This window comes from Sandarakinorhabdus sp. (assembly GCF_032115815.1).
GTDB lineage: Bacteria > Pseudomonadota > Alphaproteobacteria > Sphingomonadales > Sphingomonadaceae > Sandarakinorhabdus.
Genome location: NZ_JAUMBI010000150.1, coordinates 1 through 22373 on the forward strand (window position 1 = coordinate 1; position 22373 = coordinate 22373).

The 22373-nt window shown below is 67.6% G+C and carries 26 protein-coding genes and 1 tRNA gene; 26 read left to right on the forward strand and 1 reads right to left on the reverse strand.

Annotation, left to right across the window (positions count from 1 at the left end):
- The 11 genes from RT662_RS08690 to RT662_RS08740 form a co-directional block, all read left to right on the forward strand.
- The coding region (locus tag RT662_RS08690; protein WP_313670312.1) for a S1 RNA-binding domain-containing protein at window positions 1-803 on the forward strand (803 nt) is incomplete at its 5' end.
- Window positions 804-1022: 219 nt separating this feature from the next.
- Window positions 1023-1301 carry an integration host factor subunit beta gene (locus RT662_RS08695; RefSeq protein ID WP_313670313.1) on the forward strand — a complete coding sequence of 93 codons (279 nt, stop codon included), beginning with the start codon at window positions 1023-1025 and terminating at the stop codon, window positions 1299-1301.
- A gap of 38 nt (window positions 1302-1339) precedes the next feature.
- Window positions 1340-1425 (forward strand) — tRNA-Leu (locus tag RT662_RS08700).
- A 109-nt stretch (window positions 1426-1534) separates the two neighbouring features.
- A complete protein-coding gene (locus RT662_RS08705; RefSeq protein ID WP_313670314.1) occupies window positions 1535-2335 on the forward strand; it encodes an arginase family protein in 801 nt (266 codons plus the stop codon).
- A gap of 214 nt (window positions 2336-2549) precedes the next feature.
- On the forward strand, window positions 2550-3227 hold the full coding sequence (locus RT662_RS08710) for a Tim44/TimA family putative adaptor protein (protein WP_313670315.1): 678 nt from the start codon (window positions 2550-2552) through the stop codon (window positions 3225-3227).
- 10 nt (window positions 3228-3237) lie between these two features.
- Window positions 3238-4434 (forward strand): murein transglycosylase A, encoded by a 1197-nt coding sequence (locus RT662_RS08715; RefSeq protein WP_313670316.1) that lies wholly within the window; start codon window positions 3238-3240, stop codon window positions 4432-4434.
- Window positions 4434-4967: a Smr/MutS family protein gene (locus RT662_RS08720; protein ID WP_313670317.1), complete on the forward strand. Its 534-nt coding sequence runs from the start codon at window positions 4434-4436 to the stop codon at window positions 4965-4967. Before RT662_RS08715 ends, RT662_RS08720 begins: the two co-directional genes overlap by 1 nt.
- Before the next feature lie 71 nt (window positions 4968-5038).
- On the forward strand, window positions 5039-5815 hold the full coding sequence (locus tag RT662_RS08725; protein WP_313670318.1) for an enoyl-CoA hydratase: 777 nt from the start codon (window positions 5039-5041) through the stop codon (window positions 5813-5815).
- Window positions 5812-7119 carry a cytochrome P450 gene (locus RT662_RS08730; protein WP_313670319.1) on the forward strand — a complete coding sequence of 436 codons (1308 nt, stop codon included), beginning with the start codon at window positions 5812-5814 and terminating at the stop codon, window positions 7117-7119. Before RT662_RS08725 ends, RT662_RS08730 begins: the two co-directional genes overlap by 4 nt.
- Window positions 7116-7553 (forward strand): thioesterase family protein, encoded by a 438-nt coding sequence (locus RT662_RS08735; protein WP_313670320.1) that lies wholly within the window; start codon window positions 7116-7118, stop codon window positions 7551-7553. Before RT662_RS08730 ends, RT662_RS08735 begins: the two co-directional genes overlap by 4 nt.
- A 32-nt stretch (window positions 7554-7585) precedes the next feature.
- Entirely contained in the window at window positions 7586-8044 is a 459-nt protein-coding gene (locus RT662_RS08740; RefSeq protein ID WP_313670321.1) for a peptidylprolyl isomerase, read from the forward strand.
- 69 nt (window positions 8045-8113) lie between these two features.
- Here the strand turns inward: RT662_RS08740 and RT662_RS08745 are convergent, their stop codons facing one another.
- Window positions 8114-9568, reverse strand: coding sequence for a DEAD/DEAH box helicase (locus tag RT662_RS08745; RefSeq protein WP_313670322.1), 1455 nt, complete (start codon window positions 9566-9568; stop codon window positions 8114-8116).
- Between the two features lie 237 nt (window positions 9569-9805).
- Here RT662_RS08745 and RT662_RS08750 point away from each other — a divergent pair, with 237 nt between their 5' ends.
- From RT662_RS08750 to RT662_RS08820, 15 genes are all read left to right on the forward strand, one after another.
- Entirely contained in the window at window positions 9806-11044 is a 1239-nt protein-coding gene (locus RT662_RS08750) for a P1 family peptidase (protein ID WP_313670323.1), read from the forward strand.
- A 115-nt stretch (window positions 11045-11159) separates the two neighbouring features.
- The gene (locus RT662_RS08755) at window positions 11160-11642 is read left to right on the forward strand and encodes a type II secretion system protein N (protein WP_313670324.1); all 483 of its coding nucleotides are present in this window, start codon (window positions 11160-11162) and stop codon (window positions 11640-11642) included.
- Entirely contained in the window at window positions 11639-13726 is a 2088-nt protein-coding gene (gene gspD / locus RT662_RS08760) for a type II secretion system secretin GspD (RefSeq protein ID WP_313670325.1), read from the forward strand. Before RT662_RS08755 ends, gspD begins: the two co-directional genes overlap by 4 nt.
- A complete protein-coding gene (locus tag RT662_RS08765; RefSeq protein ID WP_313670326.1) occupies window positions 13723-15177 on the forward strand; it encodes an ATPase, T2SS/T4P/T4SS family in 1455 nt (484 codons plus the stop codon). Before gspD ends, RT662_RS08765 begins: the two co-directional genes overlap by 4 nt.
- Window positions 15170-16375 (forward strand): type II secretion system F family protein, encoded by a 1206-nt coding sequence (locus tag RT662_RS08770; protein ID WP_313670327.1) that lies wholly within the window; start codon window positions 15170-15172, stop codon window positions 16373-16375. The genes RT662_RS08765 and RT662_RS08770 overlap by 8 nt, the downstream gene beginning before the upstream one ends.
- The gene (gene gspG, locus RT662_RS08775; RefSeq protein ID WP_313670328.1) at window positions 16372-16803 is read left to right on the forward strand and encodes a type II secretion system major pseudopilin GspG; all 432 of its coding nucleotides are present in this window, start codon (window positions 16372-16374) and stop codon (window positions 16801-16803) included. The genes RT662_RS08770 and gspG overlap by 4 nt, the downstream gene beginning before the upstream one ends.
- Window positions 16778-17146, forward strand: coding sequence for a prepilin-type N-terminal cleavage/methylation domain-containing protein (locus RT662_RS08780; protein WP_313670329.1), 369 nt, complete (start codon window positions 16778-16780; stop codon window positions 17144-17146). Before gspG ends, RT662_RS08780 begins: the two co-directional genes overlap by 26 nt.
- On the forward strand, window positions 17136-17489 hold the full coding sequence (gspI, locus tag RT662_RS08785; protein WP_313670330.1) for a type II secretion system minor pseudopilin GspI: 354 nt from the start codon (window positions 17136-17138) through the stop codon (window positions 17487-17489). The genes RT662_RS08780 and gspI overlap by 11 nt, the downstream gene beginning before the upstream one ends.
- Entirely contained in the window at window positions 17486-18064 is a 579-nt protein-coding gene (gene gspJ / locus RT662_RS08790; RefSeq protein WP_313670331.1) for a type II secretion system minor pseudopilin GspJ, read from the forward strand. Before gspI ends, gspJ begins: the two co-directional genes overlap by 4 nt.
- The gene (gspK, locus tag RT662_RS08795) at window positions 18061-19005 is read left to right on the forward strand and encodes a type II secretion system minor pseudopilin GspK (RefSeq protein ID WP_313670332.1); all 945 of its coding nucleotides are present in this window, start codon (window positions 18061-18063) and stop codon (window positions 19003-19005) included. The genes gspJ and gspK overlap by 4 nt, the downstream gene beginning before the upstream one ends.
- Window positions 19002-20015 (forward strand): type II secretion system protein GspL, encoded by a 1014-nt coding sequence (gene gspL, locus RT662_RS08800; protein WP_313670333.1) that lies wholly within the window; start codon window positions 19002-19004, stop codon window positions 20013-20015. The genes gspK and gspL overlap by 4 nt, the downstream gene beginning before the upstream one ends.
- A complete protein-coding gene (gene gspM, locus RT662_RS08805) occupies window positions 20015-20479 on the forward strand; it encodes a type II secretion system protein GspM (RefSeq protein WP_313670334.1) in 465 nt (154 codons plus the stop codon). Before gspL ends, gspM begins: the two co-directional genes overlap by 1 nt.
- Window positions 20479-21129 carry a type II secretion system protein N gene (gene gspN, locus RT662_RS08810; RefSeq protein WP_313670347.1) on the forward strand — a complete coding sequence of 217 codons (651 nt, stop codon included), beginning with the start codon at window positions 20479-20481 and terminating at the stop codon, window positions 21127-21129. Before gspM ends, gspN begins: the two co-directional genes overlap by 1 nt.
- Window positions 21126-21542, forward strand: coding sequence for a hypothetical protein (locus RT662_RS08815; RefSeq protein WP_313670335.1), 417 nt, complete (start codon window positions 21126-21128; stop codon window positions 21540-21542). The genes gspN and RT662_RS08815 overlap by 4 nt, the downstream gene beginning before the upstream one ends.
- Window positions 21539-22231, forward strand: coding sequence for a hypothetical protein (locus RT662_RS08820; RefSeq protein ID WP_313670336.1), 693 nt, complete (start codon window positions 21539-21541; stop codon window positions 22229-22231). The genes RT662_RS08815 and RT662_RS08820 overlap by 4 nt, the downstream gene beginning before the upstream one ends.
- The last annotated feature ends 142 nt before the right edge of the window (window positions 22232-22373 follow it).

Sequence of the window (22373 nt, forward strand, 5' to 3'; positions counted from 1 at the left end):
TGGTGCACGTTTCGGAAATGTCGTGGGTCAAGAAGAACGTCCACCCCGGCAAGATTGTTTCGACCAGCCAGGAAGTCGAAGTCATCGTTCTCGAAGTGGACGAGGAAAAGCGCCGCATCAGCCTGGGGCTCAAGCAGGCCCAGCGCAATCCGTGGGAAGTGTTCGCTGAAACCCACCCGGTCGGCACGATCGTGGAAGGCGAAGTCAAGAACGCTACGGAATTCGGCCTGTTCATCGGCCTGGATGGCGACGTGGACGGCATGGTGCACATGAGCGACATCGCCTGGGGCATGACCGGCGAAGGCGCCCTGTCGCGCCACCACAAGGGCGAGCGCGTCTCGGCCCGCGTGCTGGAAGTGGACATCGAGAAGGAACGCATCAGCCTGGGCATCAAGCAGCTTGATGAGCAGGGCGGCACGGGCGCTGCCACCGGCACCCGCAACACCAGCGGCGGCGACTGGAAGAAGAACGACATCGTGACGGTGACCGTGGTCGCTGCCCGCGATGGCGGTCTGGATGTGAAGATCGGCGAAGATGGCCCGGATTGCTACATCAAGCGCAATGATCTGAGCCGCGATCGCGAAGACCAGAAGGCCGAGCGTTTCCAGCCCGGCCAGAAGGTCGATGCCATGGTGGTTGGCTTTGAAAAGGGCCGCAAGCCGATGCTGTCCATCAAGGCGCTGCAGATCACCGAAGAGAAGGAAGCCGTGGCCCAATACGGCACGTCCGACTCGGGCGCGACGCTGGGCAACATCCTGGGCGCCGCCTTCAACAAGGCCCGCGAGGAATCCGAAAAGAACTGATCGCGCTTTTTCGGAAAAGCGATGAAATGCGCCCCGGCAGACCATCTGCCGGGGCGTTTTTCGTTGGTGCGAGGCCGCCACACGCGCCCGATCAGGAGATTGTGGCACGATGGTTGCGCTTTTTTGACAAGCGCGCCTTGACCATCCCCGCCAATACAATAGAATTGCTTTGTTTTTGGGGGGTATGCGCCGGGGTGGCGCCAAACGAGGTAGGCCAAGATGATAAGGTCTGAACTGGTTGCCATCGTCGCCGAACAGAATCCGCATCTGACCATCAAGGATGTGGAGCGTATCGTCGCCACCATCTTTGATGAGATCACCGGTGCGCTGGCCGATGGCCGGCGCGTCGAACTGCGCGGCTTCGGCGCCTTTTCCACCCGCGCTCGCGATCCGCGCACCGGCCGCAACCCGCGCACCGGTGCCGCCGTGAAGGTGGACGCGAAGAAAGTGCCCTATTTCAAGCCGGGCAAGGAATTACGCGAGCGCCTTAACGGCTGAACCGCACCGGACGCCACGCCGGTGCAGAGCAGGCACCAGCGGGCGTGGCGGAACCGGTAGACGCAGCGGACTTAAAATCCGCTTTCCCATGGAAGTGCGGGTTCGAGTCCCGCCGCCCGCACCATTTTTTGTTTGCGCGATGCCGCCCACCAACCCATCGCGCGGGTTGGCCGCCAGCACAGGGCCGTACCGTGGCCCCTGCTCTGGCGGCAGTTTCTTGTGCAGGGCTTGTCATGAACACCAGCATCAGCCTGATCGGCATCCCCACCGACCAGCACAGCAGCTTCCTGCGCGGGCCGGCCCAAGCCCCGGCCGCCATCCGTGCCGCGCTGGCCAGCCCGCACGGCAACAGCGCCACCGAACGCGGAACCGAGATCGGGCTGGATTTTGAACTGACGGATCGCGGCGATGTCTCCATATCCGAAGATACGGGCGATGATGACCGTATCCGCGCCGCCATCGCCGCCTGCCCCGGGCCACTGATTGCGCTGGGTGGCGATCACAGCATCAGCTTCCCCGTGGTGGAAACGCTGGCCCGCCGTCACGGCGCCTTCGACATATTGCATTTCGATGCCCACCCCGATCTATATGATGAACTGGACGGCAACCGCCGCTCCCATGCCTCGCCGTTCGCGCGCATCATGGAAGGTGGCCATGCCCGCCGGCTGGTGCAGGTCGGCATCCGCACGCTCAATCGCCATTGCCGCGATCAGGCGACCCGCTTTGGCGTTGAGATCATCGAAGCCCGCCATTTCAGCGACACCTGGCGACCGCGCTTCGACCGGCCGCTCTATGTTTCGATCGATATCGACGCACTCGATCCGGCCTTTGCGCCGGGCGTATCGCACCATGAACCGGGCGGCCTCACCGTGCGCCAACTCATCAACATCCTGGCTGATCTCGACACGCCGATCATCGGCGGTGACGTGGTGGAGTTGAACCCGGCGCGGGACATTAACGGCATGACAGCGGTGGTCGCTGCCAAGCTGGTGAAGGAACTGGCCGCCGCCATGGCCGCCAATCCAGCGGCCTGACCTGCCGGCGTTAATGCCGCATTCCCTTGCAATCAGCACCATAAAAGCCGATTGTGAAGTGAAGTTGGGCGAATTCTGGGGTGATTCCCGCATTGTGCCATTGGCATGATCGGTTTCACGGCAGTCCTTGACCAGCTGGCCATCAGTTTCGATGGCGGTTTTCATTCAGGCCACCGGGTCCGTTGGTTTTTGGCGCGGTGGTTGGGGATAATAAATGTCCGAAGGCAGTGGTTGGGTCGAGATTGTGCTGCTGGCGTTGCTGGCCGCTTTCATCGGCCTGCGCCTCGTGTCCGTGCTCGGCAAGCGCACCGGCCAGGAGCGCCCCATCGGTGACACGTTCCGCCCCAGTGCCGAAGTGACCGCGCCGCCGCGCCGCGAAGCTGAACGCCCCGTGCGCGGGCAATTGTTGCTGCCGCCCGGCACCGATCGCGGTCTGTTGCCGGCGCTGGAAGCCGTCGCCGATGCCGATCCCGGTTTTGCTCCCGATCGTTTTCTGGCCGGCGCGCGCAGCGCCTATGGCTTGATCCTCGAAGCCTTCTGGACCGGCGATCTTTCGAGCCTGACCGGCCTGGTGTCGGACGAAGTGCATCACAATCTGTCGAACGCCATCGAGGCGCGCGGCGGTGGCAGCCTGCCCAACCAGCTGGCCAGCCTGGGCGCGGTTGCCCTGCGCGATGCCACGGTTGTTGGCCAGATGGTGGAAGTGACCGTGGGTTTTGCCGCCCGCATCGCCACCGCCGATGGCGAGATTGAAACCCGTGATCTGTGGACCTTCAGCCGGCTTGCCGGCAGCACCGATCCGGCCTGGGTGTTGATCGCCACCGACAATGAAGACGATCATGATCAGATGCCGCCCGATCTGCTGGGCGACTCCACCGATCCCACCGCCTGACCATCGTTCCATGCGCCGGTGGATTGCGCTGGCCAGCCTGTTGCTGCTGGCCGCCTGTGCCGGCAAGCAGCAGCGGCCGGCGACCCCTGCAACATCACCGCCACCTGCGACCGGCATCGCACCGCTGGCTGAAGTGCCCAAGCCGCCGACCGTGGCCCGTGCCGCTGACGCCGGGGTTGCGCTGATCGATCTGCCCGCCCTGCCCGAGGCCACTGCTGCACTTCGCGCATTTCGCAAGTCCTGCGCCGGCCTCACCCGCCGCGAAGACCTGTCGGGCCTGACCCGGCCTGAGGATTGGCAGCCGGCCTGCACCGCCGCCGCCAACGTGGCACCGGGGCAGGAAGAGGCGTTTTTCCAAACCCAGTTCCGGGCCATCACCGTGGCCGGCGGACAGGGTTTTGCCACCGGCTATTACGAACCGGAAATCGCCGCCAGCCTGACCCGCCAGCCGGGATATGAGGTGCCGCTCTACCGCCGCCCAGCCGATCTGATCGACGTGCCGTTGGGCGATTTCGCTGCCAGCCTGAAGGGCCGCACCGTGCGTGGCCGGGTGCAGGGCACCCGGCTGGTGCCCTATGCCACCCGCGAACAGATCGCGGCGGGCGCGCTGGTGGGCCGGCAGCTGGAAATGGCCTGGGCCGCTGATCCCTATGAGGCATTTTTTCTGGAAATCCAGGGCAGCGGCCGGTTGCGCCTGCCCGATGGCCGGGTGGTGCGCATCGGCTATGATGGCCAGAACGGCCGCGATTATGTCGCCATTGGCCGGCTGCTGATCGAACAGGGTCGGCTGGAGCGCGGCAAGGCCGGCATGAAGGAAATCATCGCCTGGCTGCGCGCCAACCCGTCTGATGCGCCGGCCGTGCTCAACGCCAATCCGTCGAAGATCTTCTTCCGCGAACTGAAGGGCGAAGGCCCGATCGGCGCAATGGGCGCGGCGGTGACGCCGTTCGTCAGCGTTGCGGCCGACCCGGCGTTCATTCCCTTGGGCGCGCCTCTGCTGGTGGAAACCATCCTCACCGGCCCGGCGACGCCTTTCCAGCGCCTGATGGTGGCGCAGGATACCGGCGGCGCCATCAAGGGCGCCAACCGCATCGATCTGTTCCTTGGCCCCGGTGCCGAAGCCGCCGCCATCGCCGGCGCGCAATCCTCGCCGGCGCGGCTGCTGCTATTGATCCCGGCCGCTGCCGCCGCGCGGCTCACGCCCTGATGCGCCGCCTGTCTGCCCACGAACGGGCCTTGTGGGCGCGGGTGGCCGCCAGCGTGAAGCCGCTGCCGGGCAAGCGCGCGCCGGAAATGCCGGTTGTGGCAGCACCGGCAGCCCCTGCCCCCATCCCGCCCAAGGCCGCGCCCAAGCCTAACCCGGCACGGCCCGTCGCCAAGGCACCGCCGCCGCCTGCCAAGGCCAAGCCGCACCCTCTCGGTGCGCCGCTGGATGGCACGTGGGACCGGCAGATCAGCCGTGGCCGCCTCAGCCCGGATCGGGTGATCGATCTGCACGGCCATACGGTGGTTGATGCCCATGCCACGCTATCATCCGCCATCCTCGCCAATGATGGCACGCGCGTGATCCTGGTGGTCACCGGCAAGGGCCGCCCGGACAGGCCGGCGCGCATCCGCGCCGAACTCATGCACTGGCTGGAGCGGCCCGATCTGCGGCCCCACGTGGCGTCCTTGCGCGCCGCCCACCCGCGTCATGGCGGCGGCGGGGCGTTCTACATCATCCTGCGGCGCGCCAAATAATCCCCCTATCGCCAATTGCAGGCGGCCCCGGCACGGCAATGGACTAATGTGCGCTCAAGGGAGGACGCTGCATGTCCGAAGATGTCGTATTGGTCAGCCGTGATGGGCCGGTTGCTATCGTCACATTGAACCGGCCGCAGGCGATGAATGCGCTGAGCCAGGCGCTGCGCCGCGATCTGGCCCGTGTGTTCCGCGAACTGGAAGCCGATGAGGGCGTGCGCGCCATCGTGCTCACAGGCGCCGGCACCCGTGCCTTCACCGCCGGCCTCGACCTGAAGGAACTGGGCCAACAAGGCCTGGGTGCGGCCAACGCGGAAGGCCCTGACGACAATCCGGTGAAGGCCATCGAACAGACAGGCAAGCCCGTCATCGGTGCCATCAACGGCGTCGCCATCACCGGCGGTTTCGAAGTGGCGCTGGCCTGCGACGTGCTGATCGGCAGTGAGAATGCCCGCTTTGCCGATACCCATGCGCGGGTTGGCATCATGCCGGGCTGGGGGCTCAGCCAGAAACTTTCGCGCCTGATAGGGCCGTATCGCGCCCGCGAGCTGTCGCTGTCTGGCAATTTCCTCGATGCCGCCACGGCGGAACGCTGGGGTCTGCTCAACCGCGTCGTATCGGCCGAGGATCTGGTCGCCGCCGCCACCCAGCTGGCGCACGACATGGCCACCATCGCGCCCGGCTTTGCGCGTGGGTACAAGAAGCTGATCAATGACGGCTATGAACTGCCGTTCGGGCAGGCGATGGCGCTGGAAGCGGAACGCTCCACCGCGGCCAATGCCAAAGTCTCCGCCGCCGAGGTCGAAGCCGCGCGCGGCGCCGTGCAAGCCAGAGGACGCAGCCAATGACCGCCATGCCCTTCCCCGGTTTCAACAGCGACACCATCGACGACACGCTGGTCAATCCGGCCGCCTTTGCCGATGAAAGCATCCACGACGCCTATACCACCCTGCGCCGGGATGATCCGGTGCACTGGACCCAGCCCACGGGCTTCCGCCCGTTCTGGTCGATCACCCGCCATGCCGACATCGTCGCCATTTCCAAGGCCAATGATCGCTTCATCAACCGGGAACGCACCTATATCTCGCCGATCGAGGCCGAGGAGTGGGTGAAGAACACCACGGGCGACACCCATCTGTTCCGCACGCTGGTCGATCTGGATGACCCGCTGCACATGAAGCTGCGGCGCATCACCCACACATGGTTCATGCCGCAGAATTTGAAAAAGCTGGAACCGCAGATCGCCGCCATCGCCAAGGCGCATGTCGATCACATGGCCTCACTGGGCGGCCAATGCGATTTCGTCAACGAAGTCGCGCTCTGGTATCCGTTGCGGGTGATCATGATGATCCTGGGCCTGCCGGAAGCCGACGAAGGCCGCATGCTGCAGATGACGCAGGAGATTTTCGGCCCGCAGGATCCGGACGTGGTGGCGCGCAGCCGTATCCTCACGCAAGGCCTGGGTGGCCCGGAAGCCACCGGCAATCCGCAAGTGGATATCTTTGCCCTGGTGCAGCAGTTCTTCGCCTATTTCGGTGAGGTGATGCAGGACAGGCGCGCCAACCCGCGCGACGATCTCGCCACCGTGATTGCCCAAGGCACGGTCGATGGCGAACCGATCGGGATGCTGGAAGCGATCAGTTACTATGCCATCTCCGTCACCGCCGGCCACGATACCACCAGCAGCAGCACCTCGGGCGGGCTGCTGGCACTGGCGCAGAACCCGGACCAGTTGGCCAAGCTGAAGGCCGATCCGTCGCTGATCCCAAGTGCGGTGGAAGAGATGATCCGCTGGGTGACGCCAGTGAAACATTTCATGCGCACCTGCACCGAAGATACCGTGGTGGGCGGCAAGACGATCAAGGCCGGCGACGGTGTTGCGCTGTTCTATTGGTCCGGCAATCGCGACGAAGCGGTGTTCGAAGACCCGTTCAGCTTCCGGGTGGACCGCGCCAACAACCCACAGACAGCCTTTGGCAATGGCGTCCACCAGTGCCTCGGGCTCCATCTTGCCCGCATGGAAATCCGGGCGCTGTTTGCCGAATTGCTGCCGCGGCTGGACGCGATCGAACTGTCCGGCGAACCGAAACTTTCGGTGGCCAACTTCGTTTCCGGCCTGAAAGCCATGCCGATCCGGTACAAGATGCGATGAGGGATGACCGCCGCCGACGCGACCCGGCCGCCTATGCGACCAGCCTGACGCTGGACACGCGCTTTGGTGACATGGACGTCAACGGTCACCTGAACAACGTGGCGTTTGCCCGGCTGTTCGAGGAAACCCGCGTGCGTTTCCTGCGTTTCGGATCCGGCGCGCCGGCGGGCAAGAAATCACCTTCCAGTGTTGTGGTTGGCCATGTCGCCATCGATTATCTGGCGGAAGGCAATTATCCGGCGCCCGTCACGGTCACCCTTGCCATCGGCCGCATCGGCAGCAGCAGCTTCACCGTGGCGATGGCGGCGTTTCAGGACGGCGCGTGCATTGCGCTGTGTGACAGCGTGCTGGTGCACCGCGATCCCGAAACCGGCCCGGCGCCGATTCCGCCGGCCTTGCGGGAACGACTTGAGGCGCTGCGGCTTCGCGGCTAGGGGGTGACTTTCCCCCAAACCGGAGACACACCATGGCCGACGCGCCGACCACCCTTACCCTCACGCTCGACAGCGGCGGCGATGTCGTCATCAAGCTGCGGCCCGATGTGGCCCCCGGCCATGTCGAGCGCATCACAACGCTGGCGCGCCAGGGTTTCTACAATGGCGTCAAGTTCCACCGCGTCATCCCCGGCTTCATGGCGCAGGGCGGCTGCCCCAAGGGCACCGGCACCGGCGGCAGCGATCTGCCCGATCTGAAGGCCGAATTCAACGACGTGCCGCACGTGCGCGGCGTCTGCTCGATGGCCCGCACCAGCGCGCCGCACAGCGCCAACAGCCAGTTCTTCATCGTGTTCGATGATGCCCGCTTCCTCGACCGCCAGTACACGGTGTGGGGCGAAGTGACGTCGGGCATGGAATTTGTCGACGCGCTGCCCAAGGGTGAGCCGCCGCGCACGCCGGGCAGCATCGTGAAGGCCACCGTGGCCTGATCCACAGCGCCTGAAACGAAAAAGCCCCCGCCAGAGTGATCTGGCGGGGGCTTTTTTCATGTCCGTCGATCAGCGACCGGCAGGCGAACGGCGCTGGCCGCTGTTGCGCTGGCCACCAAAGCCGCCACCGGGGCGGCCCGCCGCATTGGCCGGGCGGCCAAAACCACCTTCGCGGCGGGCGCCGTCGCGGGCGGCATCGCGGCCACCGTCACGGCCACCGCCGCCACCCTCGCGGCCCCCGTCCCTGCGTTGCCCGCGGCCATCGGCGTGGACCACGGCGCGCGGATCGCGACCACGGCCATTCGGACCACGATTGAAATCACGCTCTTCACGCGGCGGATCGGCCGCCGACGGGCTGGACTTGATCAGCTTGGCCGTCAGCCCCACCAGGTCGCGGAAGTTGGCCGGCAGCGCCTGCTGGTCGAGCTGCATGCGGATGGTGCGTTCGATATCCTTCAGGAACGGGCGTTCATCCGGCGCGCACAGGGCAATGGCGCGGCCTTCGCGGCCGGCACGCGCGGTGCGGCCGATGCGGTGCACATATTGTTCCGGCACGTTGGGCAGCTCGTAGTTGAAGATATGGCTCACCGCCGGGATGTCGAGGCCGCGGGCGGCGATATCGGTCGCCACCAGCACCTTCACTTCGCCGGTGCGAAAGCCCGTGAGCGCGCGGGTGCGCTGGGCCTGGCTGCGGTTGCCGTGGATGGCTTCGGCCGCAATCTTGTGCGCCGAAAGCTGGCGCACGACGCGATCGGCGCCATGCTTGGTGCGAGTGAAGACGATGGCGCTGCCCACGTCGGGTTCGACCAACAGATGCGCCAGCAACGCCAGCTTTTCCGGCTGGGAGACGTGGATCACCGTCTGCACCACGCGCTCGGCGGTAGTGGCGGCCGGCTTCACGGCGACCTTGACGGGGTTCTTCAGGTAACGCTGCGCCATGTCCTCGATGGTCGGCGGCAGCGTGGCGGAAAACAGCATGGATTGGCGCTGCTTGGGCAGCAGGCCGGTGATGCGCTTCAAATCATGCACGAAACCCAGATCAAGCATCTGATCGCATTCATCGAGCACCAGCATTTCGACATGACCAAGGTCGCAAGCGCCCTTCATCACCAGATCGAGCAGGCGGCCCGGGGTGGCGACCAGCACATCAACGCCCGGAAACAGCGCGCGTTCCTGGCGGCCGATCGGCACGCCGCCGAACACACAGGCGACCGACAGCTTCAGATAGCGGCCATAGGCGGTGAAGCTGGCGGCAATCTGGGCGGCGAGTTCGCGGGTCGGGGCCAGCACCAGCACGCGGGTCGACAGTTTCAGGCGATGCTTGGGGTTGGCAGCGAGGCGGTTGAGGATGGGCAGCGCGAAGGCCGCCGTCTTGCCGGTGCCGGTCTGGGCGAGGCCCAGCACGTCGTTGCCGGCCAGCGCCGGCGGGATCGCCGCCTGCTGGATCGGGGTGGGGGTATCATAGCCCTTTTCGGCAATGGCGCGCGACAAGGGTTCCGCAAGAGCGAGATCAGAGAAATTCATGGTTGTGTTGTTCCAGCAATATCAGTCGCCCGGAAGGCACCATGCCAACCGGGTTTGGGTTGACTGGCAACCCGCGTGATAAGGGAAGCAAGCTTGGGGGGGTGGGGCCTTGGAGCTGGTTGCTCCGATCACGCGCCCATCGAGTTGTGAGCGGCGCTTTGAACGATGTAAGTCGTAAAGTCAAATTTGCGCCGGCCGCTGCCTCCGGCTAGCCTTGCCGGCAACGGGGGAAACCATATGAAGCATCTGATCCTGACGGCCCTGATTCTGGCCAGCAGCGCCAGCGCCGCGAGCCCACGCGCCCGCGATCTGGGGGTGCCGTTCGACGGCACGCCGGGGCCGCTGAACGCCATCACCGATGTGGCCGGCGTCGAGGTCGGCTTCAAGACGCTGATTTCCGGCGAGGGCGAGCTTGTGCGCGGGAAAGGCCCGGTGCGCACCGGGGTGACAGCGATCTTCCCGCGCGGAAAAGCCGATGCGCGCGGCGTGTTCGCCGGTTTCTTTGCCGGCAACGGCAATGGCGACATGACCGGCACGCACTGGGTGGAAGAAGGCGGCGTGCTGGAAACGCCGATCCTGATCACGGGCACCGGCAGCGTCGGCGTGGTGCGCGATGCCGCCTTCAAATGGCTGGCCGACCATCGCAAGGGCGCCTTCTGGTATCCGCTGGTCGCCGAAACCGCCGATGCCACGCTGCACGACATGGCCGGGCAGCATGTGACGGTGCAGGATACGCTGGACGCGCTGGATGCCGCAAAGGCCGGCCCAGTGGCGGAAGGCAATATGGGCGGCGGCACCGGCATGGTGTGCAACGGCTTCAAGGGCGGCACCGGCACGGCATCACGCAAGCTGACCGCTGCGGAAGGCGGTTATACGGTGGGCGTGCTGGTGCAGTGCAACTATGGCTCGGCTCAGGGCCTTCGCATCGCCGGCATCCCCGTGGCGCGCGAGATGGATTTGCAGCCGCCGTGCGTGACGAAACTGCTGCCCAAGCCGCAGCAGCGCCGGGGCCGGAATGCCGACGTGTGCGACCCGAAGAAACTGGCGCTGGCCGATGACCTTACCGAAGAACATCGCGGTTCCATCATCATCGTCATCGCCACCGATGCGCCGCTCACTGCCGAGCAACTGAAGCGGCTCGCCCGGCGCGGCACCGCGGGCCTCGGCCGGCTGGGATCGATCCTGGCCGATGGTTCGGGCGATATCTTCATCGCCTTTTCCACCGCCAATGCCGGCGTGGACGATGGCAACTGGCACGAAGCCGCCGACAAGCCGGCCAGCGTGGCGCGCCTGCCCAACGCCGCCATCAATCCGCTGTTCACCGCCACCATAGAGGGCGTGGAGGAAGCCGTTATCAACGCCATGATCGCCGCAAGGACCATGACCGGCGCCAATTGGTGGACGGTTTCGGCGCTCCCGCACGACCAGTTGCAGGCCGTGCTGCGTCGTCACAACCTGCTGCAGCCGCCCAAGTGAAGCCAATTGCTGTCACGCGGCTGTAACCCAACCGTCACACGCAGCCGATAGGGGCTGTCACATAAAGCGAATCCGGCTAGGCTGCGAACGCTTGCGGAAAATCGCGTTTTGAGGGGTGCAGCCGCTGATCCGGACCGAGGACAAACCGCCGTGGCCGGCCCGTTTGCTGGGCGGTGCCGAACTGGCTGGCTGGGCCATCATGGGCCTGGTGGCGGCGCGGCTGATCTGGGCCGCGCTTACCCCGGCCGGCCCGCTGGGCACAGCGGCGGTGGCGCTGCCTTCGGGGCCGGTGGTGGTGGCGGTTGATCCGTTCTTCCCGGCCGGCCCGGCAGCAGCCGACGCGGTTTCAGGACTGGATCTGGTGCTGCTCGGCACGCGCGTCGATGCCGCATCGGGCCGGGGATCGGCGATCCTGGCCACGCCAGACGGCCAGCAGAAGAGCGTGGGCGTCGGCGAGGAGATCATGCCCGGCGTTCGCCTGGCGGCGGTCGAATTTGAATCCGTGACGCTCGATCGCGGCGGCGCGCGCGAGCAGCTTTATATCGATCAATCGGGCAGCGCAGCGAATGCCGCGCCGCCCCGGCAGGACCGGAAATGACGCGAAAATTCACCCCTGCCCTGATGGCCCTTTTGCTTGTCGCCAGCCCGCTGTTGGCGAAGCAGACAGTCAATCTGCGCGATGCCGATGTGCGTGCCTTCATCCAGGATGTGTCGCGTGCGACGGGCCGCACCTTCATCATCGATCCGCGCGTGCAGGGCAAAGTCTCGGTCGTGTCCGAACGGCCACTCGATCAGGCTGGCTATTTCGAATTGTTCCTCTCCACCCTGCGCGCCAACGGCCTCGTTGTCACCCCAGCTGCCGGTGGTGCGTTTCGCGTGGCACCGGCTGACGGGGCCGCGACCCAGCCCAGCGCCGGCCAGGGCCGCGACCGGTTCGAAACCGCCGTGCTCAATCTCAATTTCATTGATGCCGCCTCTGCCATCGAATCGCTGCGCCCGCTGGTGTCCCGCGAAGGCCAGGTGACCGCCAATCGCGCCGGCAATGCGGTGATCGTGGCCGATTATGCCGACAATGTCGCCCGCGTGCGCCAGCTTGCCCGCCAGATCGATCAGGACCGCGCCGCCGTGCGCGTGATCCCCCTGAAGCACGCCGGCGCGCGCGAGATTGCCACGTCGCTGGCCCAGGTCGCGCAAGGCAGCGCCGAAGGGCGTGGCTGGCAGGTGGCCCCGGTTGATGCCAGCAACAGCCTGGTGCTGCGCGGCGATCCGGCGACACTCAACAAGCTGGCCCGCACCGTGGCCGATCTCGATCAGGCGGCCGCCGCCGGCAGCGACGTGCGGGTGTTCTTCCTCAATCACGCCGACGCCGAAAAGCTGGTGCCGGTGCTGCAGCAACTGGTCGGCCAGCCGGTCAGCCCCGCAAGCCAGTCCGCGCCGCAGACGCAGCCGACGCAAAGCGCCTTCGGCAACGCCAATGCCGCCACACAGGGCCAGCAACCCGCCGCCAGCGCGCCGTTGCAGGCGCCGCCGAGCGGTGGCTCACTGGGCACCAGCGGCTTCGTGCCCGGTGCCAGCATCGGTCGCGGGCAGGCCGTGATCGCCCGTTATGAAGGCGCCAACGCCATTGTCATCGCCGCGCCCGCCGATGTGCAGCGCCGTTTGGGCGAAGTGATCCGCCAACTGGATGTGCGCCGCGAGCAGGTGCTGGTGGAAGCCATCATCGTGGAGATCAGCGATGTCGCCGCCCAGCGGTTGGGCGTGCAGTTCCTGCTGTCCGGCACCGGGGGCAGCAACATCCCCTTTTCCGTCACCAACTACTCCAACGCGGCGCCCAATCTTCTGGCCGTGGCCGGCGCGATTGCGGCCGAAAAGCGCTATGGCCAGGACAATTCCACCACGGTTGCCTTGCGCAATGCCGCGGTGAACAGCCTGCTCAATGCCAATGGCGGCCAGTTCGGCTTTGGCGGCAATCTGGGCAGCAACGCGGTGTTCGGCTTCGTGGTCAACGCCGTGAAGGCCGATACCGCATCCAATGTGCTCTCCACCCCGTCGGTGATGACGCTCGACAACGCACAGGCCCGCATCCTTGTTGGCCAGAATGTGCCGCTCGCCACCGGGCAGGCGCTGTCCAACAATTTCGACAACGCCTTCCGCACGGTACAGCGCCAGGACATCGGCATCGCACTGGATGTTCGGCCGCAGATCAACGCCGGGGGCACCATCAAGCTGACCTTGCGGCAGGAGGTGAGCAGCATCGCCACCTCCATCGTAACCCAGAATATTCCGGACATCATCCTCAACAAGCGCGAGATCAACACCACGGTGACGGTGGACGACGGCCAGATCATCGCGCTGGGCGGCCTGATCGACGAGAATGAGCGCCGCGCCATTGAGAAGGTGCCGCTGCTGGGCGACATTCCCTTCCTCGGCAATTTGTTCCGCTCCCGATCGCGCGACCGCACCAAGACCAACCTGATGGTGTTCATCCGCCCGACCATCATCCGCAATGCCGAGGACGCCGCCAGGCTGACCGGCGAGCGTTATCAATATGTCCGTGCCGAACAGGCCCGCCGCGAAGCCACGGCTGATCCCAGTATCGATGCACTGGTGCGCGATTATCTGAAGGCTCCGATTCCGGGCGCGCCCGCTGCTGCTGCTCCACCTGCCCCGCCCAAACCATGAGCCAGCCCGCCCTCTCTTATGCCTTTGCCAAGGCGCAAGGGGTGATCGTCACCGCACTGGGTGACGTGGCGGAGGTGGCGCGCCGCAAGGGCAGCCAGCCCCAAGCGCTGGCCGAAGTGCGCCGCATCGCCGGCCGGCCGCTGGCGCTGCGCGAGGTGGACGATGCCGCCTTCGATCGCCTGCTGCAGGATCATTATGCCCGTTCGTCCTATGCTGGAGAGGCCGATGAACTGACCGGCTTTGGCGATGATCTGCCCTCGGCCGAGGATTTGCTGGCCAGCGACGACGAAGCGCCGGCCATCCGCCTGATCAACGGGCTGATTGCCGAGGCCGCCCGCCTGAAAGCGTCTGACATTCACATCGAGCCGTTCGAAAGCGCGCTGGTGGTGCGGATGCGCGCCGATGGCGAACTGAAGGAGATGCACCGCCTGCCCCCCGGTGTCGCGCCGGTGCTGGTCAGCCGGATCAAGGTGATGGCGCGGCTGGACATTGCCGAACGGCGCCTGCCGCAGGATGGCCGCATGGATCTGGCGCTGGGCGGCAAGCGGCTCGATGTGCGCGTCTCCACCCTCCCCGCGCGCGGTGGCGAGCGCGTGGTGCTGCGCCTGCTCGACAAGGAAAATGCCGGCATCGATCTGGCCGCACTGGGCATGCCAGCTGCCGCCGAACGTGCCTTCCGTGCGGGTCTGGCGGAAGCCAATGGCCTGGTGCTGGTGACGGGGCCGACGGGCAGCGGCAAGACGACGACGCTCTATGCCGGGCTGAAATTGCTCAACGATGGCAGCCGCAACATCCTGACGGTGGAAGACCCGGTGGAATATGCTGTCGATGGCCTCGGCCAGACCCAGGTGAACCCCAAGGTCGGCCTCAGCTTTGCCGCCGGTTTGCGCGCCATCTTGCGGCAGGATCCAGACGTGGTGATGGTCGGTGAAATCCGCGACGCCGAAACCGCCAGCATTGCCGTGCAGGCGGCATTGACGGGCCACCTCGTGCTGTCGTCGCTGCACACCAATGATGCCGCCAGCGCCATTACCCGGCTGCGCGATTTCGGTGTTGAGCCGTTCCTGCTTGCCGCCACGCTGCGCGCCGTGGTGGCGCAGCGGCTGGTGCGCCGGCTGTGCCCCGCTTGCCGCATGGCGCACCCGGCCGATGCCGGCACGGCCGCGGCGCTGGGCATCGCGGCGGGAACGCCGGTGTGGGCCGCGCCGGGCTGCGATTCCTGCAACCACACCGGCTATCAAGGCCGCGTTGGCCTGTATGACATCATTCGCATGACCGACGCGCTGGCCGCCCGCATCAACGAAGGCGCGACCGCCGCGGATCTCGCCGCCGCTGCGGGCAGTCCCGGATTGCCGGCGATTGCCGCGCAAGCCGTGATCGACGGCCTCACATCGCCCGCCGAAGCCCTGCGCGTGATGGGGACCGCCGAACCGGAGCCGGCCGATGGCTGAGTTTCGCTACGAAGCGCTCGATATCGAAGGCAAACCGCGCGCCGGCCGCATCAGCGCGCCGAGCAGCGAAGCAGCGCGCGCCGATCTGCTCGACAAGCGGCTGTTTGCGACCAAGCTGGAAGCGGCCACCGCCAACGAGCCCACGTTGGCCACCGGCAGTGCCCGGCTGAAACCCAATGCGCTCGGCCTGTTCACCCGCCAGTTGGCGACGTTGGCCAGCGTAACACCGCTGGAAGAAGCGCTGCGCACCATCGTCAAGCAGACGGAGGGCGACAAGGCCCGCGCCGTGCTCACCAATGTGCATGGCGCCGTGATCGAAGGCCGCCGCCTGTCGGACGCGATGGCACTGGAAGGCGCCAGTTTCCCGCCATTGTATCGCGCCATGGTGGCCGCCGGCGAAGGCGCCGGCACGCTGCCGCAGGTGCTGGAGCGGCTGGCGGCGCTGCTCGATCGCCAGGCCGAGATGAAGGGCCGCGTGCAGGCGGCGCTGGCCTATCCGGCGGCGCTCGCAGCCGTGGCCACGCTGGCGGTGGCGGCACTGATGATCTTCGTGGTGCCGCGGATCGCTGAACAATTTGCCGATATCGGCCAGACGCTGCCGCTGCTCACCCGTATCGTCATGGCGCTCTCCCACGCGCTGGCCGCCGGCTGGTGGGTGATCCTGCTGCTCGGTGCTGGCGGCGGTGTGCTGGCCGCCCGCGCACTGAAGGATGAAGCGCTGCGCCGCCGCTTCGATGCCTGGCTGCTCGGCCTTCCGGTGGTGGGCCGCCTGCTGCGCGATTGGCAGGCCGCCCGGCTGGCGCGCACGCTGGCGATGATGGTGGCGAGCCGGCTGCCGCTGGTCGATGGCCTGAAACTCACCCTGCCCACCATCGGCAACCGCGAGATCCGCGCCCGCGTCGCGCAGATGGCCGATGATATCAGCGAAGGCGCAAGCCTCACCGCCGCCATGCGCCGCGCTGCCATCCTGCCGCCGCTGCTGGTCGCCATGGCGGCGGGCGGCGAAAGCGCCGGGCGGCTGGACGTGATGCTGGAAAAGGGCGCCGAAGCGCTGGAACGCGAATATGATGCGCTCACCCGCTCGGCGCTGGCGCTGCTGGAACCGGCGATCATCCTGTTCATGGGCGGCGCGGTGGCGGTGATCGTGCTCTCCATCCTGCTGCCCATATTGCAACTCGAAAGCCTGGCCACACCATGAAGCGCAACAAACGCGAAGAGGGCTTCACCCTGATCGAGATGATGGTGGTGATCGTCATCATCGGCATCCTCACCACGGTGGTGGTGCTGAACGTGCTGCCCGATGTGGACAAGGCCGCCATCACCCGCGCCCGCGCCGATATCGCCACGCTGGAAACCGCGCTGACCAGCTACAAGGCCGATACGATGCAGTTTCCCACCACGCAGCAGGGCATTGCCGCGCTGAAGGCTGCGCCCACCGACATGGCGCAACCGGAACGCTATCGCCCCGGCGGCTATGTGCAGCGGCTGCCCAATGATCCGTGGGGCAAGCCCTATCAATATGCCAGCCCAGGCGCACATGGCCCGTTCGACGTGTGGTCGATGGGCCCGGATGGCCTGACCGGGCCAGGAGGGGAGGCCGATGACATCGGCAACTGGAACCTCTGAAGCCGGCTTCACGCTGGTGGAACTGGTGGTGGTGATGGCCATCATCGGCATCACCAGCGCGGCGCTCGTCCTCACCCTGCCCGGCCCTGACGACCGGGTGCGCGCTGCTGCCGTGAAGCTGGCAGCGCAGGCCGCCGCCACGCGCGACATGGCAATCCTGACTGGGCAAAGCACGGCGTTCGCACCGCCGGCGCCGGACGGGCTGACCCTTACGACCGAATCCGCCGGGCCGATCAGCTTTGACGCCACCGGCCTCGCCACGCCGGCGCGGATCGTCATCGCCAGCGGCGACGCGGCGGCAAGCGTGACCATCGATGCGGCAGGCGACGTTCATGCGCGGTAGTGCCGGCTTCAGCCTGATCGAGGTGATGGTGGCACTCGCCATCTTCGGACTCGCCGCCGTAGCGCTGATCCGTCTGCAGGGCGTCAGCCTCGCCAGCGCCTCCACTTTGTCTGACCGGCAATATGCTGCCATCGTCGCCCGCAATCAGGCGCTGGAAGCCATGCTGTCTGCCACCCCGCCCGGCGCAGATCAGGGCCGCGAGCGCGCCGGCATCCGCAACTGGGCATGGCGACGCCAGATCAGCCCCGGCCCCGATCCCGGCACCCATTTGATCGGTGTCGAAGTGATCGGCGACGGCGGCCAGGTGATCGCCGCCGACAAATTGCTGTGGAGCGGGCGGTGAGAGAGGCCGGCTTCACCCTCATCGAATTGCTCGTCGGCCTGTTCCTGTTCGGCCTGATGGCGGCGGCCGGCACGGCGTTGCTGGCCGGCAGCGTGCAGGCCAGCGGCCAGGCGCAGGCGCTGGTGGGGGCAAGTGGCGATCTCGCCCGACTGCGCGCCCTGCTCACCGCCGATGCCGGGCAGGCCGCGCCGCGGCCGTGGCGCGATGGCGAAGGCAGGCCGCAAGCGGCGTTCAGCAGCAATAATGGCGCGCTGTTCACACTGGTGCGGCGCGGCTGGGCCAATCCGGGCGGGCAGCCCCGCGCTTCGCTGCAAAGGGTGGAGTGGGTGATCGAGGGCGACACGCTGGTGCGCCGCTCTGCAGCAATGGTTGATGGCCCGGCTGCCACCCAAGCCAGCGTACTGGCCAAGGGCGTCACGGCGGCGCGGTTGCGGGTGCTGACGGCGCAGGGTTGGCAGGATGGCTGGAGCGGCGAGGCCGGCGCCCTGCCCCGCGCCATCGAACTCACCCTTGATGGCCCGCAGCTTGGCCATGTCCGCCAGATCGTGCCGCTGGCCCCCGGGGGCGCAGCATGACCCGGCCCATCCCTCCCCGTGAACAGGGCGCGGCCCTGATCAACGTGCTGGTGCTGGTCGGCGTGATGGCGGCGCTGTCCACCAGCCTGTTCGATCGGCTGCGGCTGGCGCGCCATCTCGATGCCACCCGCGCCGGGCTGGAAGTTGCGCGCGGCGCGGCCCTGGCCGGCGAGACGATGATCCTTGCCCGGCTGCCGCTGCCGAAATTGCCGGAACGCGCCTTTGCCTTGCCCACCCCGGCCGGTGCGGCCACGGTGATGCTCAGCCCCGGCGGCAATTGCTTCAACCTCAACAGCGTCGCCGTGGGGCCGCCGGGGCGCACGCTCACCCGGCCTTTTGGGGTCGAGCAACTCGCCCGATTGCTCACCCTGCTCGATGTGCCGCAAGCGGAAAGCCTGCGCATCGCGGCGGCCACGGCCGACTGGGTGGATGTTGATCAACAGCCCGGAAGCGGCGGCGCCGAAGACCCGGCCTATGCCCGCGCCGCCACGCCCTATCGCACCGCAGGCACCCTGCTGGCCGAAACCAGCGAGTGGCGCGCGGTGGCCGGGGTGACGCCCGCGATCTTCGCCCGCGCCGCCCCACATCTGTGCGCGCTGCCGGAAGCCGAACTGTCCCGCCCCAACATCAACAGCCTCACGCCCGCCGATGCCCCGGTGCTGGCCGCCATCACGGGCGTGCCGCTGGCCACCGCACGCGATGTGATCGCCGCCCGCCCGGCCGGTGGCTGGCGCGACACGGCGAGCTTTTGGGCGCAGCCACTGTTGGCCGGGCACAGTGAGGCCGCCGATGCGCTGCGCCAGCCCGATATGCGCGATCGCTTCGTGGCGTATCGCATGACGACCAGTTTGGATGGCGTCACCCTGGCGCAGACCGGCCTGATTGATGCCGCCACGGCGCCCGCGAAGATGCTGCTGCGCCGTTGGGGAGAGGAGGCATGATGCCAAAATCAGTGCTGGTCACACTCGTCCCCCGCGTGCGCTGGCAGCGCAGCGACGGCACGGGCGGCTCAGGCTGGCCGGCCCCCGATGGATCGCCGCTGGTGCTGGCCGTGCCCGGCGAAGCGGTGGCGCTGCACTGGCTCGATCTGCCCGATCTGGCGCCCGCCCAGGCCGCCGCCGCCGCGCGGATGGCGCTGGCTGATCGCCTGGCCGAGGCTGATCCCCATATCGCCGTCGCACCGGGCAGCGGCCTGCGCCCCGTTGCCGTGGTGGCACGCGAACAGATGGCCGGCTGGCTGGCCGAAGCTGCGCGCGCCGGCTGGAAGCCCACCGCGATCATTCCCGATCCGTTTCTGCTGCCGGCGCCAGCCAGCGGCTGGGCGGTGGCGCAGGACGGACCGCGCGTGCTGGCCCGCAGCACCAGTGCCGCCTTTGCCGCCGAGGCAGACCTGGCCGCCGCCATCATCGGAACCGACACCACGACCCTGGCCCAGCCGGCCCTGCCCGATGTGCTGCCGCTTGATCTGCTGTCGGGCGATTATGCACCGGTCACGCGCTGGCAGCCCGATCGCCGGCAATTGAAGCGCCTCGCTCTCATTGCTGCCGCCATTGCCGGGCTGTGGCTGGGCGGAGATCTGGCCGCCCTGCTCCGTGCCCGCAGCGCCGCCAGCGCGGCCGATGCGGAACTGCTGGCGCTGGCGCCGGGCGCAACCGACGGCACCAGCGCGTTTGCGGCCTTGCAGGCGCAGGCGCAGCAACGTGGTGCGGCCGGCGGCCTGGCGGCACTGGCCGGGCCCGTGGTGCAGGCGCTGAGTGCACGGCCGGGGGCGGGGCTGGCCAGCCTCAGCTACACCCCGACCGGGGGGCTGGTTGCCGGTGTGGCCGGCGGCGGTGGTGAAGCACAGGCGTTGGCCGATGCGCTGGGGGCCGCAAGTCTTTCTGCGAACACTGGCACCACCCGTGCCACCGCCGATGGCAGTATCAGCGAAGTGACGGTGCGGGCGCGATGATGGCGATGTTCTCTCCGTGGTGGGCGCAGCGCACGGGCCGCGAGCGCGTGCTTGTCGGCCTGATGCTGGTGCTGCTGGCCGCGCTGCTGTTCTGGCTGCTGCTGGTGCGCCCGCTGGCCGCCGCGCGCACCGTCGCACAGGCCGAGGCCGGCGCTGCCGTCACCCGCCTTGCCCAAGGTCAGGCGCTGGCCGCCGCCATCAAGGCCCGCCCTGCCGCCAACCCGGCCGCCGTGATCGACGTGCTGAACCGCCGTCTGGCCGAAGCTGGCTTGCAACCCGCAAAGCTGGAAGCGCAGGGGCCGGGCCAGGCGAGCCTTGAGATCGCCGCCATCAACGGCCGCCTGCTGATCGGCTGGGCGACAGCGCTGGAGCAGAACGATGGCCTGGTGATCGAGCAACTGGAAGCCACCCGCAACCCGGACCAATCGGTGCGGGCACGGCTGCTGGTACGGAGCGCGCAGTGATGCGGGTGCTGGCGACAAGCCTTGGCTTGGTGATCGGGCTGGTGGCGCTGGCCCCGGCGCTGCTGCTGCTGCCGGCACCGCCACTGGCCGCGACCTCGGCAAGCGGCAGCGTTTGGCAAGCCCAACTGACCGGCGCAGCGCTGGGCCGGATGCAGCTGGGAGATGTGGCGCTGGCCTTGCAGCCGGGCGCGTTCGTCAAGGGCCGGATCAGCTGGCAGGTGCAGGGCAATCTGAATGGCCAGATCTGGCGCAGCTTCACGGCGGGTGGCGTGGCGGGCCTGAATGGCCGGTTGAACGGCAGCCCGCTGCCCGGCCTGCCGCTGGCCGGCATTTCCCTGACTGATGTGATGGCGACGCTAGACGGGGCCGGGCGCTGTGAAGCGGCTGGCGGGCAGGTGACCGCCGATCTGGCATTGCCGCTGGCTGGCCAACGCAGCCTGACCGGCGCGCCGCGCTGTGACGGGGCAGCCCTGCTACTTCCCCTGGCCAGCGGCGATGGCCGCGTGCGGCTCGATGTGGCGGTCACGGCAGGCCGCTGGACGGCGCGGCTGGCGGTTTCCGGCGCCGGCGTGGGCGAGGCTGCAGCGCTGACCGCCGCCGGCTTCCGCAGCGAAGGCGGAGCATTGGTCAAAGAGGATAGCGGCGCATGATCATCACGGCCCTTATCGCGCTGCAAATGGCAACCACACCCCCTGCTCTGCCGCCACCCTTTGCCGAACTGCCGCAACAGGTGCTGGAACCCGGCCAATGCGCGCTGTTCCTGTGGGACAGGGCCAGTGGCAAGCGCATCGCCATGCTGGGCCGCACGCCGCCGATGCTGCGCGCCATCATCGATGGCCGCTCCACCGATCTGCCGGCCGAGGCGCGTGAGGGTGACGAGGTGATGGGCTTTGCGCCAATCAGTCGGTTCCGTTCCGCCAGCCGCAGTTTCGAGGTGCGGTTGACCATCCTGCCCGCCACGGCCGGCGGCGCCGTGGTGCGCGATGGCAGCCTGACCATCACCGAAGCTGATGGCAGCGCCCTGGTGCTGCCGGTGGCGGGCCTCGCCGGTTGTCCGCAGTGAAGCCTGCAGGGCGTACAAATACGCCGAAGGAATGGGCGCTGGCCATCGGCGGCGGCCTGGCCCTGTCGGCCGGGCTGGTGTGGGCGCTGCGCGGCGGCGGTGATGACACAGCGCCTTCGCCTGCGCCGCCGCCGCCACCAGCGCCAATCGCAGCTGCACCGCCGCCGCCTGTTGCTGCCGCTGTCTCTGCACCCACCGATCTGGCACTCGCCGGCCTGCGCGCCGGGCCGGATGGCGGCATGGCCATCGTGGTGGCCGGCGGGAAGCAATATCTGCTGCGCCCCGGCCGCGCCCTGCCCGGCGGCGTGAAGCTGCTGCGCGTGGAGCCGGGTCGCGCCATCCTGGCCGGGCCTTCCGGCGAAATGGTGCTGGCCTTTGCCGATGCAGCGCCAGCCATGGCAGGGCCGGCTGCACCGCCCGGCGGCGATCCGACGCCGTGGCGGCTGGCGCTATCTCCGCTGCGCGAACAAGGCCGCATGGTGGGCTGGCGGCTGGACAGCGTGGCCGGCCTGCCAGCGCTGGGGCGGGCTGGCCTGAAGCCCGGCGATGTGCTGCTGTCGGCCAACGGGGCAGAGCTGATTTCCGAAGAGAAGATCATGGAGCTGCCGCAGGAACTGGCCGCCAATGGCCGCCTGCAGATCGTCTATCAACGCGGCAATGCCCGCCGGGAAGCGGTGGTCAATCCCTGACCGGGACGGTCCGCGCTGTCATGAAACTGCAACCGGCGCGTCACTGAACTGCCACTCATCCGTCACCCGATCGCAACACCCCCGTAACCGCGCCGCCACGAATCACGCCTAAAGCCCACCTCAACGCGGGGGCGTGATCGGC